Genomic DNA, 18,988 nt, shown 5'->3' on the forward strand with positions numbered 1-18,988 from the left:
TTATTTCCTGATGATGTGGTCATTGTTTTCCCGCAGATAAGTTTCAGCAGATTCTCGATCCAGTTTCTGCTCATACATGACGATTGCCACATTTACTTTCTTTCCCGCGTCCTCAAATAAAGCTGTCGCCGCTGACTTGTCGATCTCTAACGCTTGGGTGAGGATCGAGATGGATCGTTCCATTAATTTGTGGTTCGTTGCCTGGACATTCACCATCAGATTCTGATAAACTTTCCCACTCTTGATCATGACACCGGTCGATAACATATTGAGAATCATTTTCTGCGCCGTTCCGGCTTTCATACGTGTCGATCCGGTAACCACTTCTGGGCCCACGACGGCTTCAATCGCCACTTGTGCTTCTTGTGACATCACATTATGCGCCGTACAAGTGATCGAAATCGTCAAGGCCCCCACTTTATTGCCATAGGTTAAAGCAGATAAGGCATAAGGAGTCCTGCCGCTTGCTGCAATCGCGATAAGGATATCTGCTTTATCCAGTTTCACCTTTTCTAAATCGCTGACAGCTAATTCTTCGGAATCTTCCGCTCCTTCTATAGCCGTGTACATTGCTTCTGTTCCGCCTGCTAAAATCCCAAAAGCTCGTTCTGGCGGCACGCCATAGGTAGGTGTCAGTTCAATGGCATCCAATGCTCCTAACCTGCCAGATGTTCCTGCGCCAATATAAATCAGCCGTCCTCCGTTATTGAAACGTGCGGCTGCCTGTTCGATTGCTTCTGCTATATTCGAAAGCGCGTTTTCGACAGCCAAGGCCACTTTCTTGTCTTCTCCATTCATGACTTTGACCATTTCTGAAGCAGACATTTGATCGATATGCAAACTGTTTTCATTACGCTGTTCCGTTGATAATTTTGTCATTTCCATTGGCTATTCTTCCTTTAATGGACTAATCCAGTTTTTTGTCGTAATCATGTTTTCGGTGATTTCTTCATCGATCGTTTCTTGGATCACACCTAAATATAAAGCCGTTCCCACAATCATCGATGAATACATGGATGAAATCGCTCCTACGCGCAACAGATGTTCATTTCCCGGCACGAGAAGGACTTCATCTGCTAGATTTTTTATTTTCGGTCCGTCATTTCGCGTGATGACGATCAGAGGAACCTTATTTTCTTTCGCATATTCACAAGCCAGTAAGACTTCTTTCGTATGGCCGCTGTAAGTAACCGCAATCACCACATCATCGGTTGTAGCGTAACTCAGCATCTCCAAACCGATATGCACATCAAATACATAAGAAGCACGTCTTCCAGCTCGATTGAATTTATGGAAAAGATCATAGGAAACTAAGGAGCTCGCGCCTATCCCGAATAGATAGATATTCTGTGCTCTTTTTACATGATCGATTGCTACTTGCAATGCTTTTCGATCAATCGTTGTAAAAACATCTGTAGCCGTGTCTTTGATCAGCGTTTCTACTTTTTCACATAACACGTCTAACGTATCCTCTGCAGAGACGATGGGATCAATTTGTCGCTCATTGGCTCTCAATGCCTGATCAGTCGATAACTGGACCTTCATTTCGTCAAGTCCGTCATAACCGATCGTTTTGACAAAGCGAATGACTGTCGCAGAAGAGACGCCGGAAGCTTCTCCGATCTCAGAAGCCGTTTGCCTGATCACCTCTTCTGGAAAATGCAAGATGTGATCAGCGATTTTCCGATGTGCTTTTGATAATGATGTATAAACTTTTCTAATTTGCGGTAAAACTTCCATTTTTTCTCCTTCTTCTCTTACAAAAATGATATGATTGATTCGCCTGATTCTGACGGGATCATCTGTGCAGTGATTTTGATCCCTTGATCTGTCAGGCGTTTGAGCAAATCGACCTCTTTTTGAGTCACAGCCACCGATTTTTTGATTGGCTTGCTACCATCTTTTCCGGACACGTTGCCCACGTTGAATGCTTGTAGCGGGACTCCTGCATCGATCAGCGCACCCATGTCCTCGATCGTCTTTGTGATTAGAAAGACTTTTTCGTCCTCATATTTTCCGTTCAAAATATTTTCTGCTGCTTTTCGCTTAGACAGAATAGACAATTTCACGCCAACCGGTTTTGCCATTTTCAATGCGCCGATCTGCAACTGATCTTTGACCGCCTGATCATTTACTACCATGATCCGTTGTGCGCCTAAAGAATTGGTCCAGACAGTCGCCACCTGCCCATGGATTAATCGTTCGTCAACTCGTGCATGTATGATGCTCATTTTTCTTCCTCCTAAATGAATTGACTGATCCAAGTTAAAATCGCTTGTAGATTTCCAAGGACCATCCCTAATAAAATCAAAACAAAAATCAAACGTGTAGAATTCATTTTCTTTTTACCTAGTAGCCAGTAAGAGAGGAATACGATTCCTAGCGGCACTAGACCTGGCAGGATCTTATCCAGCATTTCTTGGACTGATAAGGAAACTTCACCCATTTTATAGGTCAGATCCAGTTTATAAGTGATAACAGACGGGATCAATCCGCCCACCACTGTCAATCCTAAAATCGCCGCAGCTTCTGTAAACAGTTTCATTTTATCTGCAAATTCAGTCGCGATTTTTTTCCCTTGTGCGTATCCGATATAGATGAATTTATAACGAATCCACATGACTACTGTCCCCATAATCAAGGGTATCAAAAGCCCGAGTACTTGACCAGCTTGAGCCATGTAAGCTGCGATAGAAAAAACGATTGCTCGATAAATGGCGATGAACACCGTGTCGCCGACTCCTGCAAATGGCCCCATTAGTCCGGTCTTCAGCCCTGTAATCGCTTCCGGGTCAGCCATTCCAAACTCTTCTTCCAACCCTGCATCTGCCCCAACGATCAAACTGGACATTGCCGGAGTAGTGTTGAAGAAACCAAGGTGTGTCTTCAAGGCGATACTCATTTTTTCCTTGTCATCTGAATAAAGTCTTTTCAGCACCGGCATGATGGAATAGGCATAACCGAGTCCTTGCATTTTTTCGTAATTCCAGCCCCATTGAAAACCGAATAGATTGCGTATATACATCTTATTGATATCTTGCTTCGTCAGTTTTTTAGTCATCAATCTCAATCTCCTCATCGTCTTCATAAACCACATTACCTGTGTTTGAAGCTCCAATCGGTGTCTGCTGGTGATTCATGATATACATCGCAGCCAAAGCAACCCCAACTAAAGCCACCCCTAATACTGAAAAGAATTCTGCCCCGAAAGCCAGTAGAACAAACCCAATCAGGAAATATGGCCAATATTTCTTGATCGGTAGATAACGCATCAAAATGGCGATCCCCATTGCTGGTAAAATCGCTCCAGAGGCTTTCAATCCAGTCATGATCCATTCAGGAATCATCTCATTGATCACATTGACCACTTGTTCGCCGAAGAATAAACCGATGAATACCGGGATGACCCGAGAGATCGTCCAAGGAAAAATCCCTAAGACATTGCATCGCTCCACTCCTTTATAATCACCTGCTTCCGCATAACGATCTGCTTTGTGTTGGAAAAATGTATTCGTCATACGTCCTAAGATATCCAATTGCGTCAACAGCAAGCCGATTGGCACCGCCACACCGATTCCGTATTCTACCCCCTTTCCTGAAAGTATCGCGTACGCTGTCCCCATAATCGCTCCCGATAAAAAATCTGGTACAGTTGCACCGCCATATGTTGCGACCCCCAAAGTCATCAGCTGCAAAGTTGCTCCGATCATCAACCCGGTTTTTAGATCCCCCATCACCAAACCCGTAAAAGCAGCAGCAAAAAGTGGCGTATATGGTCCAACTTGCACAGAAATCTGATCCAAAACACCTAAAACTGTAAACGCGCATAAAACCAAAATAATACCTAACGATAAATGCATGTGTTTTTCCTCCTTCTACAAAATGAATGCGCTATCAAATACAACACAATCATACACCTAGAGAAACCAAATTACAATAGTATATTTTTTTATACATTTATGAAATATCATTACAATAAAAAGTGAGACGCCAAAATATTGTATTGTAATGAATAGCTTGTTCCTGCTCCCGGTTATGCATCTTTATTTTTTCTCCGCCATTTCATACCATTTGGCGGAGAAAAAAGACACTTCCAACATAGGAAGTGCCTTGAAATGATGCAATTGAGCGATATTCATAAAACTTATCAATCGAAAAACGTCTTGTCAGGTTACGATAAATACCATGATTGATTACACCACTAAAAAAACAAAGATACACCAATGAAAAATGCTGCATAAAGAAAATGGTCAGTCCAATAAAAGTAATGTTATAGACAGTTACTAAAGGGAGCCGATAACTTACCAACAAAGACCATTCCATTTTCTTCCTGAAAGGGATTTGGGTAACTCTTGAAGCACTTGAGATCAGTAAAACAAAAAGCATACTGCTCAATAAAAAACAGCTAGTCAAAACAAACGGAAACAACATAACAGATTGACGGTAAAGTATCAGTATACGAAAATCAAAGAGAATAATTGTATTTTGATTCTTAATAGTGTTGATTCGAATTAGTAATTCAAAGACTGAAAATCAGCTAATGTAGTGTTTGATCCAATAAACCCATTTACTGGAATCTGATGGTCGATTCTAATAAATGTTGGAGTATATTGAAGCCCAACTTTTTCATTAAAGAATGATAGCATCAATTGTTTGTCTTCACTTGATAACGTATCACCATAAGGTTTTTCTAAATTGACATAATAGATCGGCAATTTACTAGTCTCTTTGAATTCAGACAACACTTTTGAAAACTCTCGGCAGTACGGGCATCCTTTATAACCAATCAACATTAAATATGAATCATCACTTTTCAGTAGATTGATTAGTTCTGAATCATTTACTTCCTTAATACCAGATATATTTTGTAGATATTCTTCTTCTGTTACATTTGTTGCATTTTGATGGTCAACTTCAGTGGAATTTGTGCCAGGACTATTCTCATCCGCATAGGAATTTTGCGGAACAAATGACAGCCCAATTGTAATTGAAAATAATAATGCTATTATGGATAAAAATTTTTTCTTCATTCTTCTCTCTCCAATTTTATTTAAAAAAGCCTTTTATTGCATTTAATACATCCTGGGCGACATGAGGACCGCCAGAAAGGATATCAAATCCTCCAGGAGTTCCTCCTTTGATTTTTTTCAATTCTTCTTTTGGTAATGTTTTTCGATTTGTCATCTGTACCACTCTCCTTCTATTTGATGACAATAGTATATTTTTTTCTTTGATTATTTAGTGACTTATATCCGGAAATCAACAATTTATGTCTTGAAATGAAGACCTATTTTGAGTTCAAAAGGAATGCTCTTATTTCTCTTTTTTTCAGCACGCTTATTATTTGGGTTCATTTATTTCAAAATCAAATTCTTTCATTATGAGATAGGTTAAGTAAGACTAAAGAGGATATCCTCATTTTACTTCGATAATTGAAAGAAATATGAGTTTGAATCCAAGCGAGAAAAGTACAGATGGCTTCAATGTTCTACATGAATCTCTTGCTGATCTTTCTTCTCCCAAGGTCCATTCACTACAATTTATATCAGAGTTAGACCGACTGATACAAAAAATAAATCTAGAAATCGGTTTAAATGGTATGGGATCATGGGCGAAAGCCACTGCAATAGCCAGAAAGTTTGGATCAAGAAACTAGTTATTGTGTGATCACTTAATAATAAAGGTGCTCTTTTTTATGATATTTTTCTCAAAAGATGACTCCGCAATAGAAAAAAACTCAAGAACTTGCGCTCTTGAGTTTTTCGATCTATTTCAATTTGATTTTGTTCTGCTCTCTAAAATATAAATGACATTATCTATCAAGTGAAAATACTCCAGAAAAATTCATAGATAATCAAAAAAAATGCTATAGCAACTGTTAAAATCAATTTCTTTTTCGAAGGTAAATCTTTCTTCTTTAGATAGTTACCCAATGCAACTAAAGAAATTACAGCAGAAAAAACTAATGCTTTTACCATTGGTCCCAAATACTTCCTATAGCTCCCGTCAGACAACCTCCACCAGCTCCACCAAGTCCACCAAGCGCGCCACCAATTATTGCTCCACCAACGCAAGAACCACCTACACTACCCCAGTTAATTTTTCCGCCAATTACTCTTAACATTTCTTCTTGATTCAGTATTTCTTTTTTCATTAATAGTTCCTCCTAATTTCCTAAAAATCCACCAATACATGCAGCAGAACCACCAATGACCCCGACATGTGCCCCAACAAATGCTCCTGGGATAGCACCTAATCCAGCAGCTAATCCGCCACCAGCTGCACCAGCTACAGTTCCTGCTCCTATTCCTTTACCAATGTCTTTTAGACAATCTTTTGAGCTATAACCTCCCATTAATTGTTTCATTTCTTGTTTGTTTAGTTTTTGAAACTTTTGCATGATAAAACTCCCTTTCAAACAAATTTATGTTACGTATACAAGATACCACCGTTTTCTTCTTTGTTTGGTTTTTTATCTCAAAACAATAAAAAACTGTCCTGAATCGATAGAAACAACCCTTTCTAAATTAACATGATAGATTAGATTGACAGTCTGCTTGTTCCTTTATAATCAGATAAAACTTTTGAAAATTCATGACAGTCAGACATGCTTTAAAATTAATCAATAATAAATAGGCAATTGCCATCATTTTCTAGAGTGCCTTATACGTTTCTTTCAATAATCTCAATAGGTAGATATATGTAGGAGCTGATGGAATTAAATTCTTTAACATCTTTTTTTGCTTTTCAACGTAATTAATAGAGACAAAATAGGATTTATGATTCTCATTCTATAGGAATCCTTTTATATCAGAAATTTAGTAGTATCCTTATTACATCAACAGTGATAAAAAAGGATTTCTGTAGATAGTAGTTGAACCAATTTGAACCATGATAGATGGATAGATGCTAGTTGAATACAATTTGCTATTCACTATCTATTGAGCTCTACATAAATAATCGTCAGAAGTAATAGCCTTATTTATAATCATTAGAATTGTGTCCATCAATTTCTTTACATCATTTTCTAAAATACCAGATATGTTTTGTAGATATTTTTCTGTCACATTTGTCGCATTTTTATGATTAACTTCAGTGGAATTTGTGTCAGGTCTATTCTCATCCGCAAATGAATTTTGTGGAGAAAAAGAAAGTCCAATTGTGATGAAAAAAATACTACTATACTAAATAGAGAATTTTTTTTATTCATTTGGTTCCCCCATTTCTACTTAGAATAGTTTTTTTATTGAATTAAAAACATCTTGAGTAACATGTGGACCACCTGAAATAATATCAAATCCACCAGGAGTTCCTCCTTTTTTTTATTGCTCTTTTGGTAATGTTTTTCAATGAATTATCTGAACCACTCTCCTTCTGCTTGATGACAGTTGTATATTTTTTCCTATGATTATTTAGTAACTTATATCTGGCAATCAACAATTTATTTCTTGAACTGAAGACCTATTTTGAGTTCAAAAAGGTGCTATTTTATGATTTTTTCTTAAAAGATGATTCCGCAATAGAAAAAACTCAAGAGCGCAGGTTCTTGAGTTTTTCAATCTATTACAGTTTAATGTTAAATTACAATTAGTTATTCAAATTGAGAATATCTAAAGACACAAATAGATATTGGGTAATGTATTCTAATTAAGGGACTTGAATGAAAAAAACAAGAATAAATTACAAGCCGCCACTAAGTTAGTGCAGCATCATTTACCTAAATTCGCTAATTATTCCTGTTTATCGTTCTATCTATCGTTATATCATAGTAACGCACCTATTTACGAACTGATCTTTCAATGCTATCTAAGGTTTTTCTTAAGATTTTGTTTTTTGCCAATGGGAACCTACAAGAATACTCTTCTGGAAAGAATATCGTTCTACTCTTATAATCTACAGAAATCACTTTATTTGGATTGATTAGAAACGACTTATGAACACGAAGTAATTCAGGATATTCTTTTTCTAAATCATTCAACTTCCCATAAAATTCATACATCATGTTTTCGCCGTATAATATAATTTTATGAGGCGTAACCGACGTTTCTAAGAAATAAATCGAAGTAATATCCACTCTAAAATTCCTTGCACCAATCATAAAGGATAGATGACGTTCATTGGTTCTATTATCTACAAATGTTAACTTGTGGCGTCCATCTAATACATATTCTATTTGTCCTTTTTCACTTTGTTCGTCCTTAACAATATAATCTAACGGTGCTATTTGTCGTTTTAACGTCTCCATTGCCAACTCTTGATGAGAAGTGATAAAGACGATTTGAGCGAACTCGTTATCAGTTCTAATACGTTGTGCGACATCAATTCCATCTAAATGTTTTCCAAGATCAATATCTAAAAAGTACAAACTATTTGTTACCTTGTTTTTTGATAAATACAAGAAAATATCTCCCGGGTCAGTCGTTGCTAAAACCAGTTGCATATCATAATCATTGATCATGACCCAATTATCGATGATTGCCTTGTAATGAGACATCAAAATTATGTCATCTTCGCAGAGAATAATTGGTAATGTCATATTATTCACTCTTTCTTATAGTTAGTATAGAAACAAACATTCCTTGATTTGAGTAATGTGCTAGGTCAGCTTGCTTGGCCGAAGTAAGGATATCCTGAGCATTGGATAAGCCTAGTCCCCTGTCCTTTCCCTTTTTACTAAATCCTACTTTTTTCATCTCTGATAAAGAAGGCAACTTGCCAAGGAAAGAATTTTCAATTGAAATCTCAATCGAATCTGTGGAATCAATGAACAATGTGTTTATTTTTTTTTCTTCTGATTCAATTGCTGCTTCCACCGCATTGTCGATTAATATACCTAAGATTCGGACAAGTTTGATTTCATCCATATTGATGTTTGCTATTGGAATAAGACATTCAAAATTTACCTCAATGCCAGATTGTTCTGCATGGATTAACTTTGCTACCATCAAGGATTTTACGGAGTCTACTTTTAAGTTGCTTAGTCCTGAAAAACGCATCACACTGTTATCTATCATCTGATGAGAATAATCGATCATCTTATTTAAATACCCTTCATCGATCGCAGATTCATTTTGCATTGCCTTGAGACCTAGTAGCATATTTTTATAGTCATGGCGGAATTTACGCAGTTCCTGATAGTTTCTCTCAATGTCCGCAGTATAGACTCGCATCATTTCCATCTGTTCTTTAAGGTTGCTCAATTCAGTTTTTTCGTGATTCTTTTTCAAAGTAAGATAAGTAAAATACATCGTAACCGAGAATTGAGTAACTAAAAAACTGATCATTACGATTTGAAAAATGCCTAGTATCTGCATCCTTCTTAATACTTCTCCAAACAAATAGACAAACGTCAAAAATATTCCCAGCTGCATACAATACACTTTTGCTTCTTCGGAAGGAATTGAACGTTTCATTACCTTTGATTTTATTGTCAACGCAATGATGATTGACAGAATCCAATCAAATCCAATCAAAATAACTACTAACAAAGGTCCTCGTTCATTCAATACGTTGAATTCGAGTTTAAAGATTCTAGATATAATGATGGATGAAAAGAGTGGTACTATGCTATAAATCGTTAAGGAAAGCAAAAGACCTAATAACTCGGTAAATTTGACTTCTGGTTCCTTTCGCCAAGACTTAAATCTTAGTATCACAATTAAAGATATCAGGGCTATTCCAGTCAAAAGTGCATCTGTTACTGAAAGTAATGTGAGTGGAAAAAGGAATATAAGTAGAGCAAAATAGAATGATTTTTTTCGAATATTTGTTAGTAGCCCAATCATGAATAGAAACAGCAACAGATCAAATAATTCTTTAAAAAAATACGAGAAAGAATCTACAAAAACCATATAAACACTTCCCTATTATTATAGATATCTAATTATAACAAGAATCAATAAAAATAGGCAGAATGTTTATAATGCTCTATATTGTTCCTTTTTTAAGCAATTGCCATCATTTCCCAAAGTTCTTCATAGGTCCCATTTAGTGCTCTTAATTGGGTATGAGTTCCAGATTCGACAAGCTGCCCTTTATCTAAGACAAATACCTGATCACAATCTTTTGCAATGGATAAGTGATGGGCGATAAACAGAATGGTTTTATCCTCTAGGTTCATCAAATTTTGAATTATTTGATGCTCTGAGCGAGTATCTAAACCGCTAGTTATTTCATCGAGGATGAGAATTTCTGAGTTCTTTAACAACGCTCTCGCAAGAGCTAAACGCTGTTTCTGACCACCTGAAAGATTGCTGGCACCTTCTTCAATAGGAGACTGGAATTGAAGGGGAAGTCCTTCAATATATTCTTTTATCTGAGCCATTTCACATGCCCAAATAATCTGTTCCTCCGTGGGTTGATAGTCTAAACCAAAAATCAAGTTTTCAAAGATGCTGCCACTAAAAAAGAAGGTTTCTTGTGACACATACCCGATCTTATTTCTCAAATCGATTCTTGGAATATCTTGAATAGATTTTCCTTGAATTTGTATTTTGCCTTTTTGAGCAGTATAGAAGTTCACGAACAATTTAGCTAAAGTCGATTTTCCTGATCCACTCATTCCAACGATTGCTACTTTCTCATTTGATTTAATTGAAAAGGAAAGATCATTTAGAACATTTTCGTCGAATCCATAGGCAAAGGATAAGTCCTTTACTTCGATTAATGGCTCTTTCGTAAACAATTCAACGTTATTCATTTGTTGACTGGTTGCCTCACCCAGAAATTCTCGATCCAGAAAGAAAACCTCGTTTAATCGATCGTTAGCTACTTTAGCCGTTTGAATCTTTACCTGAAGATTAATGATGTTTTGCAAAGGTGTTGTGAAGAAAGACATCAGGGCATTATAAGTAATCAATTGCCCAATAGACAAGCTCCCTTCGATTACTAAGTACGTACCTATCCACAGTAACGTGGTAGAACCTATTACTTGAAGCGCCGTTTTTAAGTTCGATTGTAGGTTATCAAGATTCGCATTTTTGAATGATTTATCCATCATCTCTTTGAATTGACTCTGAACTTTCTCAAATACTTGATCTGTCGCATTAAAGGACTTTATTGTCTCTATCCCTTTCAAGCTTTCAATAATCTGAGAATTGACTACAGCACCAGATTCCATTTGCTCTTCATTTGTTCGATCAAATGGTTTCATGAATAGAAAGACGATTAAGCCGTAAATTGGAAGTGTACTGAAACTAATTAAAAACAAAAGATGATTTTGTAAAAATAAAGCAGTTCCAATAATTATAACCATGGACACATCTAAAAATAGGGATAGTGTCGCATTCGCCAAGGCATCGATGATTTTATTGGCATCTAAAAATCTTGAGACAATCTCCCCTGATTTTCTTGTTGAAAAGAAGTTCATTGGTAAATTTAAAACATGGTTGAAATACTTCAGCATAATTGAAGAACTTAGCTGTTGTCCTAACTTAATTAAAAGATACTGTTTAAAATACTGGAATAGTGTTTGTATCACATACATTGACAAAAGACCTATTGAGATGATTTCTAATAAGTTAACAGATCTTGAAGGAACAATTCGATCAATTATCACTTGAAAGTAATAAGAACCTATGATGCCAAATCCGGTTAATATAAAAGAAAGAAGTACAATACCGGCAATTGTCTTCTTATGACTTGACAATATGGGCACAAAAGAGAACAATCCATTTGATTTATCTTGTATGGGATGATAATTCTCAGTAGGAGCAGTAGTTAATAAGATTCCTGTCCATATAGAAGCAAACTCTTCTGGCGTTCGTTCTATTTTTCCTTTAGCCGGATCTGCCAGAAGCAACTTTCCATTTTTCATTCCATAAACGACAACGTAATGGAAGAATGCTCCATCAATGATTACGTGGGCAATCAATGGATAGGGCAAGTCTTCTTCCTTCCAAATTGATCCATCAGTTTGAAAAACCTGTGTTTGAAATTGGAAATCGTTTAATGCTTGGACTAATCCAAAGGCTGAAGTACCTTGGCTGTTTGTCCCGGACATTAAACGTAATTTACTGATAGGAACGCTCGTATCATAATAATTTAGGACCATAGAAAGACAGGCAACACCACAATCTTTTTCATCATGTTGCTTAATCAACTTTATTTTTCTCATTGTACGTACACCTTCTCTAGCACTTAATATGGTAAATATACTTCTATTCATATAATATTATTCAGAATTGTCCTGAAATCACTCATTCATATCCTAAAGTGAATAGAATTACAGCTGAAACGATAAATGAGTAAAAATTACACTAAAAAGACACAGATGGATAGGCTCGTTTACATTTCAGTACAGAATAATGTCATCTTGAGATAATTTATCTTAAAAATTCAATTCGAATGATATATTTTTTTCGTAATAAAAATTATATGGGAAGTTTTACTATGAAAAACGTTCAAAGTTTAAGCAAAGAAGAATTGGTACTAGTAGTCGGTGGCTATACTGCTAAACAATGCTTGCAAGCAATTGGTAGTTGGGGGATTGCTGGTACGCAGGGGGTCCCGCTGGAGCTTTCGTAGGTGCACATGTCGGGGTCATTGCTGGGTCAGCGGTATGCATTGGTGGATTTTTAGGACAATAAGGAGGATATGAAAATGAAAACTGCAAATATTACATTATTAACAGATCAAGAAATGATGGGAATTTTTGGAGGTAAAACTAATTGGGGATCAGTCGTGGGTAGCTGCGTGGCAGGTGGATTAGTCGGTGCAGGACAAGACTGGATTTCACAAAAATAAATCTTTATAAGGAGGATTACTATGCCGAAGAATCAAAAAAAGGATTTCTTTTTAACAGCTTCTATTGCAATAATTGGGCTGGCAGTAATATACTTTTCAAATACATTCTTGAATAGTTTAGCGATGTCGGTTTTTTCAATCGGCATAGTAGTCTTAACTACTCTACCGGTTCAGATCAGAAAAAAGAAACAGCGCAAATTAATTGTGGATTATTTAAATAGGATCGATACTACTCTACAAGAAAATATATATGAAGCTACTCAAGTCACTCCGAAACAATTAAAAAACTACACAGTACTAGGAACTGGTATAGCATCTTCTAAGCTTTATAAAATTGAAGAAATCATATCAAAGATGTAGAATGCATGTTCATTTAATCATTTGATGAACTATAACAAATCGGGTAGAGTTGAGAACAATGGATATTTTTATTTCGAAATGTTAATTTATTTCTTAGAAAAAAACTAGCAAATCGCAATGGATGATTTTCTCTTTTGTAAAAATGAAGTCAATTATGCTATACTAATTGCGAAAAAAACTGTGCGTCAACATAGTCCTTAAGTAGCCCATTTAAGACGGTGGCGAAAATATCTAGTCAAAAAATAGACCGTTAACCTGCCAGAGTGATACACTCTCTATGAAGTAGACACTAGAAAATAAAAAATCTAGTTCAACTTCAGTAAGGAGTGTTTTTGTTATGACTATAAACAAGAGTAGTTTGGAAGAAAGGCTTTTTTGGATTAATGAAATTATTGAAAAAAAGAAAGCCATAAACTTTATTTCTAAGAAAAGCGGAATTCCTAACGGATACTTTATCCGATTGGGTTCGCAAATATCAGGCATATGGAGAAGAGGCACTTCTACCCTATAGGAAAAGGTACTTTTACACCGAAGAGACAAAACAAGCAGCAGTTGAAGATACCCTGTTGGGAGGGGAAAGTAAAAGAAGCGTGATTAGAAAATATAATATTTCTTCAAAATCTGTTCTTTTAACAAAGAAGTATAGGATGTTCTAAAATCTGTCCCGATTAAGGATAATGGATATTTTTTTGATCCTGACGGCTTTCAACAATCTGCTAAGCTCGCCAGATTACTGAAAAAAACTAGATATTCCAAAAACTACCTTCCACGGCCTAAGAGACACTCATGCTTCTTTTCTATTTTCACAAGATATTGATATTGCCTATGTATCAAAACGCTTAGGTCATATCAATATTCAAACAACGCAGAACTATTATCTTGAATTGATGCCAGAAAAAAAGCACCAGCAAGATGCTGATGCTTTAAACCTCTTAGATTCTTTGTCAAATTGATAATTTGAACCAACTTGAACCAAAAAACTCTTGTAAACGTTGATCCAATAAGGAATTGATTAACGTTTTGAGAACTGTGAAGCTTTACGAGCTTTCTTAAGACCTGGTTTTTTACGTTCGACCATACGTGCGTCACGTGTAAGCAAGCCAGCACGTTTAAGCGCTAAACGGAAGTCAGGATCAACTTCTAGCAATGCACGAGCGATACCATGACGGATAGCTCCTGATTGTCCAGCGTATCCTCCGCCGTTTACGTTAACAAATACGTCATATGCGCCTTTTGTTTCAGTAACAGCGAAAGGTTGATTGATTACTTCACGCAAGTCAGCATGTGGAATGTATTCTTCAACATCTTTTTTATTTACAGTAATTTTGCCAGTTCCTGGTACTAGACGTACGCGAGCAACTGCGTTTTTACGACGGCCTGTGCCGATATATTGAACTTGTGCCAATGAAATTCCCTCCTATTAGATTAAGTTTGTGATGTCTAAAACTTCTGGTTGTTGTGCTGCATGTGGATGTTCTGCTCCACCGTATACGTTCAATTTTGTAAATTGTTTGCGGCCTAAAGTGTTTTTAGGAAGCATACCTTTTACAGAAGTTTCGATCAAACGACGAGAATTTTTAGCACGCAATTCGCCAGCAGTGATTGATTTCAATCCTCCTGGGTAGTTGCTGTGACGGTAATAAATTTTGTCAGTCGCTTTTTTACCTGTTAATTTCACTTTATCTGCATTGATGACAATGACGAAATCGCCAGTATCCAAATGAGGTGTGAAAGTTGGTTTATTTTTACCACGTAGTACAGATGCAACAACTGTTGAAAGACGTCCCAATGGAACATCAGTTGCGTCTACTACATACCATTTACGTTCTACTTCGCCTGGTTTGGCCATATATGTTGTACGCACGTTATTTTCCTCCAATTTAAGTTCTGATGTTTGACATACACTTCGAGTTTCCGGGGCTCTTTGTGGGGCAAACAATACCATTTAACATATTACCCGCTAATCTAGTCAATGTCAACGTTTTTCTGCTTGATTGAAAAATTTATATGAAACTTTACTTCTTTTTCTTCCTTTTATATAAAAGGGTCGTTTCCTGCCAAAATGAAAAACAAAAAGAGGCTGTGACAAAAGTCTTGTCACAACCCCTTATTTTAAATAAACGGTGTTCTCCTGCCAACTCCTCGGTCACAAGTCACAATATCCATAAAACATAAGAAGCTGTTTTTTGAAATTGTTTCCTGTGACTCGGAGCTGAACGGCAGGCTTACGACCTCTTGGTAAACGGTGTTCAATCAGCTGACCCTCGGTATTAGCTCAAAAAACGGCAAAATATGAGGAACTATTTTGACGTTTGTTTCTCTAATACTCAGGTCAAAACGCTGATTTCACAACCTATTTTTCGGTCAAGTTCAACAACAGTTTTTACGCGTCGATCTCTGGCGCCTTGCCTAGATGAGCTTGGATCATCCAGATACGTTTTTCTGTGGCTGTTTTGAATTCGATAAAGATATCTTGTGTTGGATCGTCGCCTTCTTCTCCAGAAACTTCGATTCCTTTTTGGTAAAGATCAGCTAGATAACGGTAGCCTGCAACAAGTGTTTCCAAACGTTCAGGAATCGTGCGGTCCCAACGTCCTACTTCATCAGGGATTTTCGTGTTATCTGCAAATTCACGCAATGTAGAATAAGGAGAACCGTCTAATGTGATCAAGCGTTCGGATACTTCATCTAACTGAGCGTTCAAATCATCCATGAACTCATCCATCATTGGGTGCAATGTAAGGAAACCTGGTCCTCTCATGTACCAATGTGTTTGGTGAACAACAACAGACATTTGGCTTAGATCTGCAACTAATTGATTTAATACTTCTTTGGTTTGTTGGAATTTCATCTTTCTTGCCTCCTAACATTTTCTTACACTTAAAATAATAGTAGACTTTCAATGAAAAGTACAACAAAATCCTTTACCTGAGAACGATTTTCATTTCGCTTTTTTATCCGTAAAGCCAATCATTTTTCAGAATCAGCTAATTCTTCTCGCAGTTGAGCAAATTGCTGATAAGTCTGTGCTAAATGCTTTTGTGTCGAAACAAATAATGGATAGATTTTCTGATATTTTTTATGATCGTTTTCTTGTACTCCGACTTGCTCTTTCAATTCTATCAATTCCTGTGCTTCACTGATACTTTGAATCTTTCCGATGCTTCGCCAGCCTAAAATCACAGCTCCTAATGCGGATGCTTCTGTGACAGTAGGGAAAACGAGCGGGTAACCCAGTACATCAGCCATCATCTGACGAAAAATCGGAGATTGAGCAAACCCGCCTGTAGCACGGATCTCTGTGAGCTGATTTTCTTGGCAAACTCCTTTTAAAATCCGATAAAGGTTGAGACAGATCCCTTCTAGAATCGCCTTCATCATTTCTTTTTCTGTATGTTGCCGCTGTAAGCCGATAAAACTGCCAAACGCATCTGCGTCCCAAAGCGGTGCTCGCTCACCAAGCAAATAGGGATGAAAAATCAGACCATTGGCACCCGCTGGCACAAAAGCGATAGCCGAAAGCAGTGCATCATATGGATTTTCACCTTTTTCTTTAGCAGATTGAACGACTTCCTGTAAAAATGTATGTCCTGCCCAATCAAAGATGCCAGCACCATTGCTAGTCGCTCCTCCCACTACCCAATGTTTCTGATCCAGAACATAACAAAACGTCTCCATTTCTGGATGGAATTGAGGCTGAGTAGTAATAAAACGAAGTGCTCCGCTCGTTCCTACGGTCAAAGCGGCGATCGTATCACCAAAAGCACCTAACCCTAGATTAGAAAGCGGCCCGTCTGCCCCTCCCAAAACAAATGATATATCATTTGGTAAACCTAGTTCTGCTGCTGTTTCTGACGGTAGACCTGTTACTTGATAGGTGGAAGGAACTACTTGCGGCAATTGTTCTGTCCGAATGTCCAAGTAGTCAAGCACTTCTTCTGCCCATTGGAATTCATGGATATCAAAGTATCCAGTTCCTGAAGCTGTTCCGTAGTCGCTGATCAGTTCGCCAAACAATCTATAAAAGATATAGTCTTTGATACCGACAAAATAAGCAGTTTTTTTGAATAATTCAGGTTGGCTGTTTTGCAGCCACTTGATTTTGTTCAATGGTGTCATTGGATGAATCGGTGTCCCAGTCTGTCGATAAAATTCTTTGCCAAGCACGGTATATTTCAGTTTTTCTGCTTCGTCCGCTGCTCGGTTATCTGCCCAAGTGATCATTCGAGATAACGGTGTTTTCTCTTCATCCAACAATATCAGGCTATGCATCGCAGAAGAGAAGGAGACAAATTGAATGGTCGTGTCTGAAGGCAACTGTTTAATTACTTCTTTTATAACGGTGCAGACGCCTTGAAAGATCAATTCCTGATCTTGTTCTGCCATCCCTTGTGTTTCTTGGATCAAAGGGTAGCGAAAATAAGCGGATGCTGCTTCTTGGGCTTCATCTGTGAAAGCAACTGCTTTGGTTTGTGTGGTTCCGATATCTAATCCGATTGAAACGTTCATTTTTTCACCTCAAATTTTATGTATGTACAAAAATTTAGTTTAAGCTTGCGTATCTTGGTTTTGAAAAGGGGGAGCTGGCGTGTTACTTTATTTTATCATTGGTTGCTGTATCGGGTCATTTTTATGTTTAACCGCCCAGCGGATTCCGTTAGGTCACTCTATTATTTATCCTAGATCTCATTGTGTCAAATGCTGTCGTTCGCTTTCTTGGTATGAATTGATTCCGATTCTCTCGATCATCGTCCAACGATTTCGCTGCCGCTATTGCCGGTGTCGGTTGCCCTTCTACTATTTGTTGGCAGAAGTCTTATGTGGTGGTCTTTTTGCCTGGTTCTTTACTTTTTCTTCCGCAAGAAATTTTTCGACGTTCATTTGGGTGCTTTCGGCTTTGCTATTTTCGTTGATGGACTTGTTTTACTTCATGGTCCATTCTCACACGCTATTCTGCTCCTGGGCAGTCTTATGGATTTTTTGGTTGCAGGACGGCGTTTTCCAATGGCAAAGTGTGCTGTTAACGTTCATCGTAGGCAGTGCATGCCTTCGCTATGGTCAATCCTATCTCGGAGCTGGCGATACTCTGTTGGTGCTTTCTTGGAGTGGGGGCTTGCCTCTGGAAGAGTTGCTTCGGGTCTTGTTTCTGGCTAGCCTGTTTGGAATAACCGTTTTTTCTGTTTACTTTATCTGTCATAAAAAAAAGTTGGAAAAGCTGCCTTTCATTCCTTTTTTGAGTAGTGCCTTGCTGATCGTCCTTCATTTTAGGTATTGAAAAAAGGTTGTGACAAACGACTTGTCACAACCTCTGATATACGGTGTTCCAAAAGTAGCTTTTTCGGCTTCTTATTTCTTTCCGCCCCAATGTCGACGAATGAAACCGGCACGTCCAGAACCTTCTCGATAAAGATTGTAATGGAGCTTGTTTTTCTTGTAATAATCCTGATGGTAATCTTCTGCAGGATAAAATTCGCTTCTTGGTTCGATTTTTGTCACGATCGGCTTATCGAATCGCCCGCTGTCTTGCAATGCTTGTTTTGAACGCTCTGCAATGCTTCGTTCTTCTTCATCACTATAGTAGATCACTGGTCGATAAGAATCACCACGATCAGCGAACTGTCCTAACGCGTCAGTCGGATCGGTTTGCTGCCAATAGATTTCCACCAACTGATCATAAGAAATAACTTCTGGGTCGTATTCGATCTCTACGGCTTCTGTATGCCCTGTTGTGCCTGTTGTTACTTGTTCGTAAGTTGGATTTGGTACATGCCCGCCAGTATAACCGGATGTCACAGAAATGATCCCTGGCTGCTCTTCAAATGGTTTGACCATACACCAAAAGCATCCGCCTGCGAAAACTGCTTTTTTTGTCATATAAAATCCC

At 37.6% G+C, this 18,988-nt stretch carries 22 protein-coding genes and 1 pseudogene; 5 read left to right on the forward strand and 18 right to left on the reverse strand.

Annotated features, from left to right (window positions below; all coding sequences use genetic code 11):
* From murQ to IGJ53_RS13725, 13 genes are all read right to left on the reverse strand, one after another.
* On the reverse strand, nucleotides 1–885 hold the full coding sequence (gene murQ / locus IGJ53_RS13665) for an N-acetylmuramic acid 6-phosphate etherase (RefSeq protein ID WP_010733075.1): 885 nt from the start codon (nucleotides 883–885) through the stop codon (nucleotides 1–3).
* Between the two features lie 3 nt (nucleotides 886–888).
* The gene (locus tag IGJ53_RS13670) at nucleotides 889–1,740 is read right to left on the reverse strand and encodes a MurR/RpiR family transcriptional regulator (RefSeq protein ID WP_010733074.1); all 852 of its coding nucleotides are present in this window, start codon (nucleotides 1,738–1,740) and stop codon (nucleotides 889–891) included.
* Nucleotides 1,741–1,757: 17 nt separating this feature from the next.
* Complete coding sequence (locus IGJ53_RS13675) at nucleotides 1,758–2,231, reverse strand: PTS system mannose/fructose/N-acetylgalactosamine-transporter subunit IIB (RefSeq protein WP_010733073.1); 474 nt, start codon at nucleotides 2,229–2,231, stop codon at nucleotides 1,758–1,760.
* Nucleotides 2,232–2,242: 11 nt separating this feature from the next.
* Nucleotides 2,243–3,061 carry a PTS system mannose/fructose/sorbose family transporter subunit IID gene (locus tag IGJ53_RS13680; RefSeq protein ID WP_010733072.1) on the reverse strand — a complete coding sequence of 273 codons (819 nt, stop codon included), beginning with the start codon at nucleotides 3,059–3,061 and terminating at the stop codon, nucleotides 2,243–2,245.
* The gene (locus IGJ53_RS13685; protein ID WP_010733071.1) at nucleotides 3,054–3,860 is read right to left on the reverse strand and encodes a PTS mannose/fructose/sorbose/N-acetylgalactosamine transporter subunit IIC; all 807 of its coding nucleotides are present in this window, start codon (nucleotides 3,858–3,860) and stop codon (nucleotides 3,054–3,056) included. Before IGJ53_RS13685 ends, IGJ53_RS13680 begins: the two co-directional genes overlap by 8 nt.
* 202 nt (nucleotides 3,861–4,062) lie before the next feature.
* Nucleotides 4,063–4,323, reverse strand: a complete 261-nt coding sequence (locus IGJ53_RS13690) for a hypothetical protein (protein ID WP_010733070.1) — start codon at nucleotides 4,321–4,323, stop codon at nucleotides 4,063–4,065.
* 188 nt (nucleotides 4,324–4,511) lie between these two features.
* A complete protein-coding gene (locus IGJ53_RS13695) occupies nucleotides 4,512–5,030 on the reverse strand; it encodes a PedC/BrcD family bacteriocin maturation disulfide isomerase (RefSeq protein ID WP_010733069.1) in 519 nt (172 codons plus the stop codon).
* 16 nt (nucleotides 5,031–5,046) lie between these two features.
* On the reverse strand, nucleotides 5,047–5,184 hold the full coding sequence (locus IGJ53_RS13700; RefSeq protein ID WP_010733068.1) for a bacteriocin: 138 nt from the start codon (nucleotides 5,182–5,184) through the stop codon (nucleotides 5,047–5,049).
* Nucleotides 5,185–5,971: 787 nt separating this feature from the next.
* The gene (locus IGJ53_RS13705) at nucleotides 5,972–6,154 is read right to left on the reverse strand and encodes a Blp family class II bacteriocin (protein WP_259741646.1); all 183 of its coding nucleotides are present in this window, start codon (nucleotides 6,152–6,154) and stop codon (nucleotides 5,972–5,974) included.
* A 12-nt stretch (nucleotides 6,155–6,166) separates the two neighbouring features.
* Entirely contained in the window at nucleotides 6,167–6,400 is a 234-nt protein-coding gene (locus tag IGJ53_RS13710; protein WP_010733066.1) for a DUF6861 domain-containing protein, read from the reverse strand.
* A gap of 1,377 nt (nucleotides 6,401–7,777) precedes the next feature.
* Nucleotides 7,778–8,536 carry a LytR/AlgR family response regulator transcription factor gene (locus IGJ53_RS13715; protein WP_010733065.1) on the reverse strand — a complete coding sequence of 253 codons (759 nt, stop codon included), beginning with the start codon at nucleotides 8,534–8,536 and terminating at the stop codon, nucleotides 7,778–7,780.
* A 1-nt stretch (nucleotide 8,537) separates the two neighbouring features.
* A complete protein-coding gene (locus tag IGJ53_RS13720) occupies nucleotides 8,538–9,851 on the reverse strand; it encodes a sensor histidine kinase (protein ID WP_010733064.1) in 1,314 nt (437 codons plus the stop codon).
* 92 nt (nucleotides 9,852–9,943) lie between these two features.
* Nucleotides 9,944–12,115, reverse strand: a complete 2,172-nt coding sequence (locus IGJ53_RS13725) for a peptide cleavage/export ABC transporter (protein WP_438750471.1) — start codon at nucleotides 12,113–12,115, stop codon at nucleotides 9,944–9,946.
* A gap of 275 nt (nucleotides 12,116–12,390) precedes the next feature.
* Here IGJ53_RS13725 and IGJ53_RS13730 point away from each other — a divergent pair, with 275 nt between their 5' ends.
* The 4 genes and pseudogenes from IGJ53_RS13730 to IGJ53_RS13745 all read left to right on the forward strand — a co-directional run.
* Complete coding sequence (locus IGJ53_RS13730) at nucleotides 12,391–12,525, forward strand: hypothetical protein (RefSeq protein WP_010733062.1); 135 nt, start codon at nucleotides 12,391–12,393, stop codon at nucleotides 12,523–12,525.
* 75 nt (nucleotides 12,526–12,600) lie between these two features.
* On the forward strand, nucleotides 12,601–12,744 hold the full coding sequence (locus IGJ53_RS13735) for a class IIb bacteriocin, lactobin A/cerein 7B family (RefSeq protein WP_010733061.1): 144 nt from the start codon (nucleotides 12,601–12,603) through the stop codon (nucleotides 12,742–12,744).
* Nucleotides 12,745–12,765: 21 nt separating this feature from the next.
* Nucleotides 12,766–13,104, forward strand: coding sequence for a hypothetical protein (locus tag IGJ53_RS13740; protein WP_010733060.1), 339 nt, complete (start codon nucleotides 12,766–12,768; stop codon nucleotides 13,102–13,104).
* A gap of 646 nt (nucleotides 13,105–13,750) precedes the next feature.
* Nucleotides 13,751–14,057 (forward strand): annotated as a pseudogene (locus IGJ53_RS13745) (tyrosine-type recombinase/integrase); the annotation flags it as partial.
* Between the two features lie 59 nt (nucleotides 14,058–14,116).
* Here IGJ53_RS13745 and rpsI read toward each other — a convergent pair.
* From rpsI to IGJ53_RS13765, 4 genes are all read right to left on the reverse strand, one after another.
* The gene (gene rpsI / locus IGJ53_RS13750; protein WP_002287505.1) at nucleotides 14,117–14,509 is read right to left on the reverse strand and encodes a 30S ribosomal protein S9; all 393 of its coding nucleotides are present in this window, start codon (nucleotides 14,507–14,509) and stop codon (nucleotides 14,117–14,119) included.
* Between the two features lie 15 nt (nucleotides 14,510–14,524).
* Nucleotides 14,525–14,953 (reverse strand): 50S ribosomal protein L13, encoded by a 429-nt coding sequence (rplM, locus tag IGJ53_RS13755; protein ID WP_002323724.1) that lies wholly within the window; start codon nucleotides 14,951–14,953, stop codon nucleotides 14,525–14,527.
* A gap of 534 nt (nucleotides 14,954–15,487) precedes the next feature.
* On the reverse strand, nucleotides 15,488–15,955 hold the full coding sequence (locus IGJ53_RS13760; protein ID WP_002310545.1) for a Dps family protein: 468 nt from the start codon (nucleotides 15,953–15,955) through the stop codon (nucleotides 15,488–15,490).
* A 119-nt stretch (nucleotides 15,956–16,074) separates the two neighbouring features.
* Nucleotides 16,075–17,613, reverse strand: a complete 1,539-nt coding sequence (locus IGJ53_RS13765; RefSeq protein WP_010733059.1) for a gluconokinase — start codon at nucleotides 17,611–17,613, stop codon at nucleotides 16,075–16,077.
* Between the two features lie 79 nt (nucleotides 17,614–17,692).
* On the opposite strand from IGJ53_RS13765, the gene IGJ53_RS13770 reads away from it, so the two are divergent.
* Nucleotides 17,693–18,379: a prepilin peptidase gene (locus IGJ53_RS13770; RefSeq protein WP_010733058.1), complete on the forward strand. Its 687-nt coding sequence runs from the start codon at nucleotides 17,693–17,695 to the stop codon at nucleotides 18,377–18,379.
* Nucleotides 18,380–18,450: 71 nt separating this feature from the next.
* On the opposite strand, the gene msrA is transcribed toward IGJ53_RS13770, so the two are convergent.
* On the reverse strand, nucleotides 18,451–18,978 hold the full coding sequence (gene msrA / locus IGJ53_RS13775; protein ID WP_002373839.1) for a peptide-methionine (S)-S-oxide reductase MsrA: 528 nt from the start codon (nucleotides 18,976–18,978) through the stop codon (nucleotides 18,451–18,453).
* Nucleotides 18,979–18,988: the final 10 nt, after the last annotated feature.

Source organism: Enterococcus sp. DIV1283b (assembly GCF_051710965.1).
GTDB classification, from domain to species: domain Bacteria; phylum Bacillota; class Bacilli; order Lactobacillales; family Enterococcaceae; genus Enterococcus_B; species Enterococcus_B lactis.

Coding starts and splice junctions, on each gene's coding strand:
- IGJ53_RS13725 (WP_438750471.1), bottom strand. CDS start 12,115: ATGAGAAAAATAAAGTTGATTAAGCAACATGATGAAAAAGATTGTGGT.
- IGJ53_RS13715 (WP_010733065.1), bottom strand. CDS start 8,536: ATGACATTACCAATTATTCTCTGCGAAGATGACATAATTTTGATGTCT.
- IGJ53_RS13690 (WP_010733070.1), bottom strand. CDS start 4,323: ATGGAATGGTCTTTGTTGGTAAGTTATCGGCTCCCTTTAGTAACTGTC.
- IGJ53_RS13710 (WP_010733066.1), bottom strand. CDS start 6,400: ATGCAAAAGTTTCAAAAACTAAACAAACAAGAAATGAAACAATTAATG.
- IGJ53_RS13685 (WP_010733071.1), bottom strand. CDS start 3,860: ATGCATTTATCGTTAGGTATTATTTTGGTTTTATGCGCGTTTACAGTT.
- IGJ53_RS13700 (WP_010733068.1), bottom strand. CDS start 5,184: ATGACAAATCGAAAAACATTACCAAAAGAAGAATTGAAAAAAATCAAA.
- murQ (WP_010733075.1), bottom strand. CDS start 885: ATGGAAATGACAAAATTATCAACGGAACAGCGTAATGAAAACAGTTTG.
- IGJ53_RS13705 (WP_259741646.1), bottom strand. CDS start 6,154: ATGAAAAAAGAAATACTGAATCAAGAAGAAATGTTAAGAGTAATTGGC.
- msrA (WP_002373839.1), bottom strand. CDS start 18,978: ATGACAAAAAAAGCAGTTTTCGCAGGCGGATGCTTTTGGTGTATGGTC.
- rplM (WP_002323724.1), bottom strand. CDS start 14,953: ATGGCCAAACCAGGCGAAGTAGAACGTAAATGGTATGTAGTAGACGCA.
- IGJ53_RS13720 (WP_010733064.1), bottom strand. CDS start 9,851: ATGGTTTTTGTAGATTCTTTCTCGTATTTTTTTAAAGAATTATTTGAT.
- IGJ53_RS13670 (WP_010733074.1), bottom strand. CDS start 1,740: ATGGAAGTTTTACCGCAAATTAGAAAAGTTTATACATCATTATCAAAA.
- IGJ53_RS13730 (WP_010733062.1), top strand. CDS start 12,391: ATGAAAAACGTTCAAAGTTTAAGCAAAGAAGAATTGGTACTAGTAGTC.
- IGJ53_RS13675 (WP_010733073.1), bottom strand. CDS start 2,231: ATGAGCATCATACATGCACGAGTTGACGAACGATTAATCCATGGGCAG.
- IGJ53_RS13695 (WP_010733069.1), bottom strand. CDS start 5,030: ATGAAGAAAAAATTTTTATCCATAATAGCATTATTATTTTCAATTACA.
- IGJ53_RS13740 (WP_010733060.1), top strand. CDS start 12,766: ATGCCGAAGAATCAAAAAAAGGATTTCTTTTTAACAGCTTCTATTGCA.
- IGJ53_RS13760 (WP_002310545.1), bottom strand. CDS start 15,955: ATGAAATTCCAACAAACCAAAGAAGTATTAAATCAATTAGTTGCAGAT.
- IGJ53_RS13765 (WP_010733059.1), bottom strand. CDS start 17,613: ATGAACGTTTCAATCGGATTAGATATCGGAACCACACAAACCAAAGCA.
- IGJ53_RS13680 (WP_010733072.1), bottom strand. CDS start 3,061: ATGACTAAAAAACTGACGAAGCAAGATATCAATAAGATGTATATACGC.
- IGJ53_RS13735 (WP_010733061.1), top strand. CDS start 12,601: ATGAAAACTGCAAATATTACATTATTAACAGATCAAGAAATGATGGGA.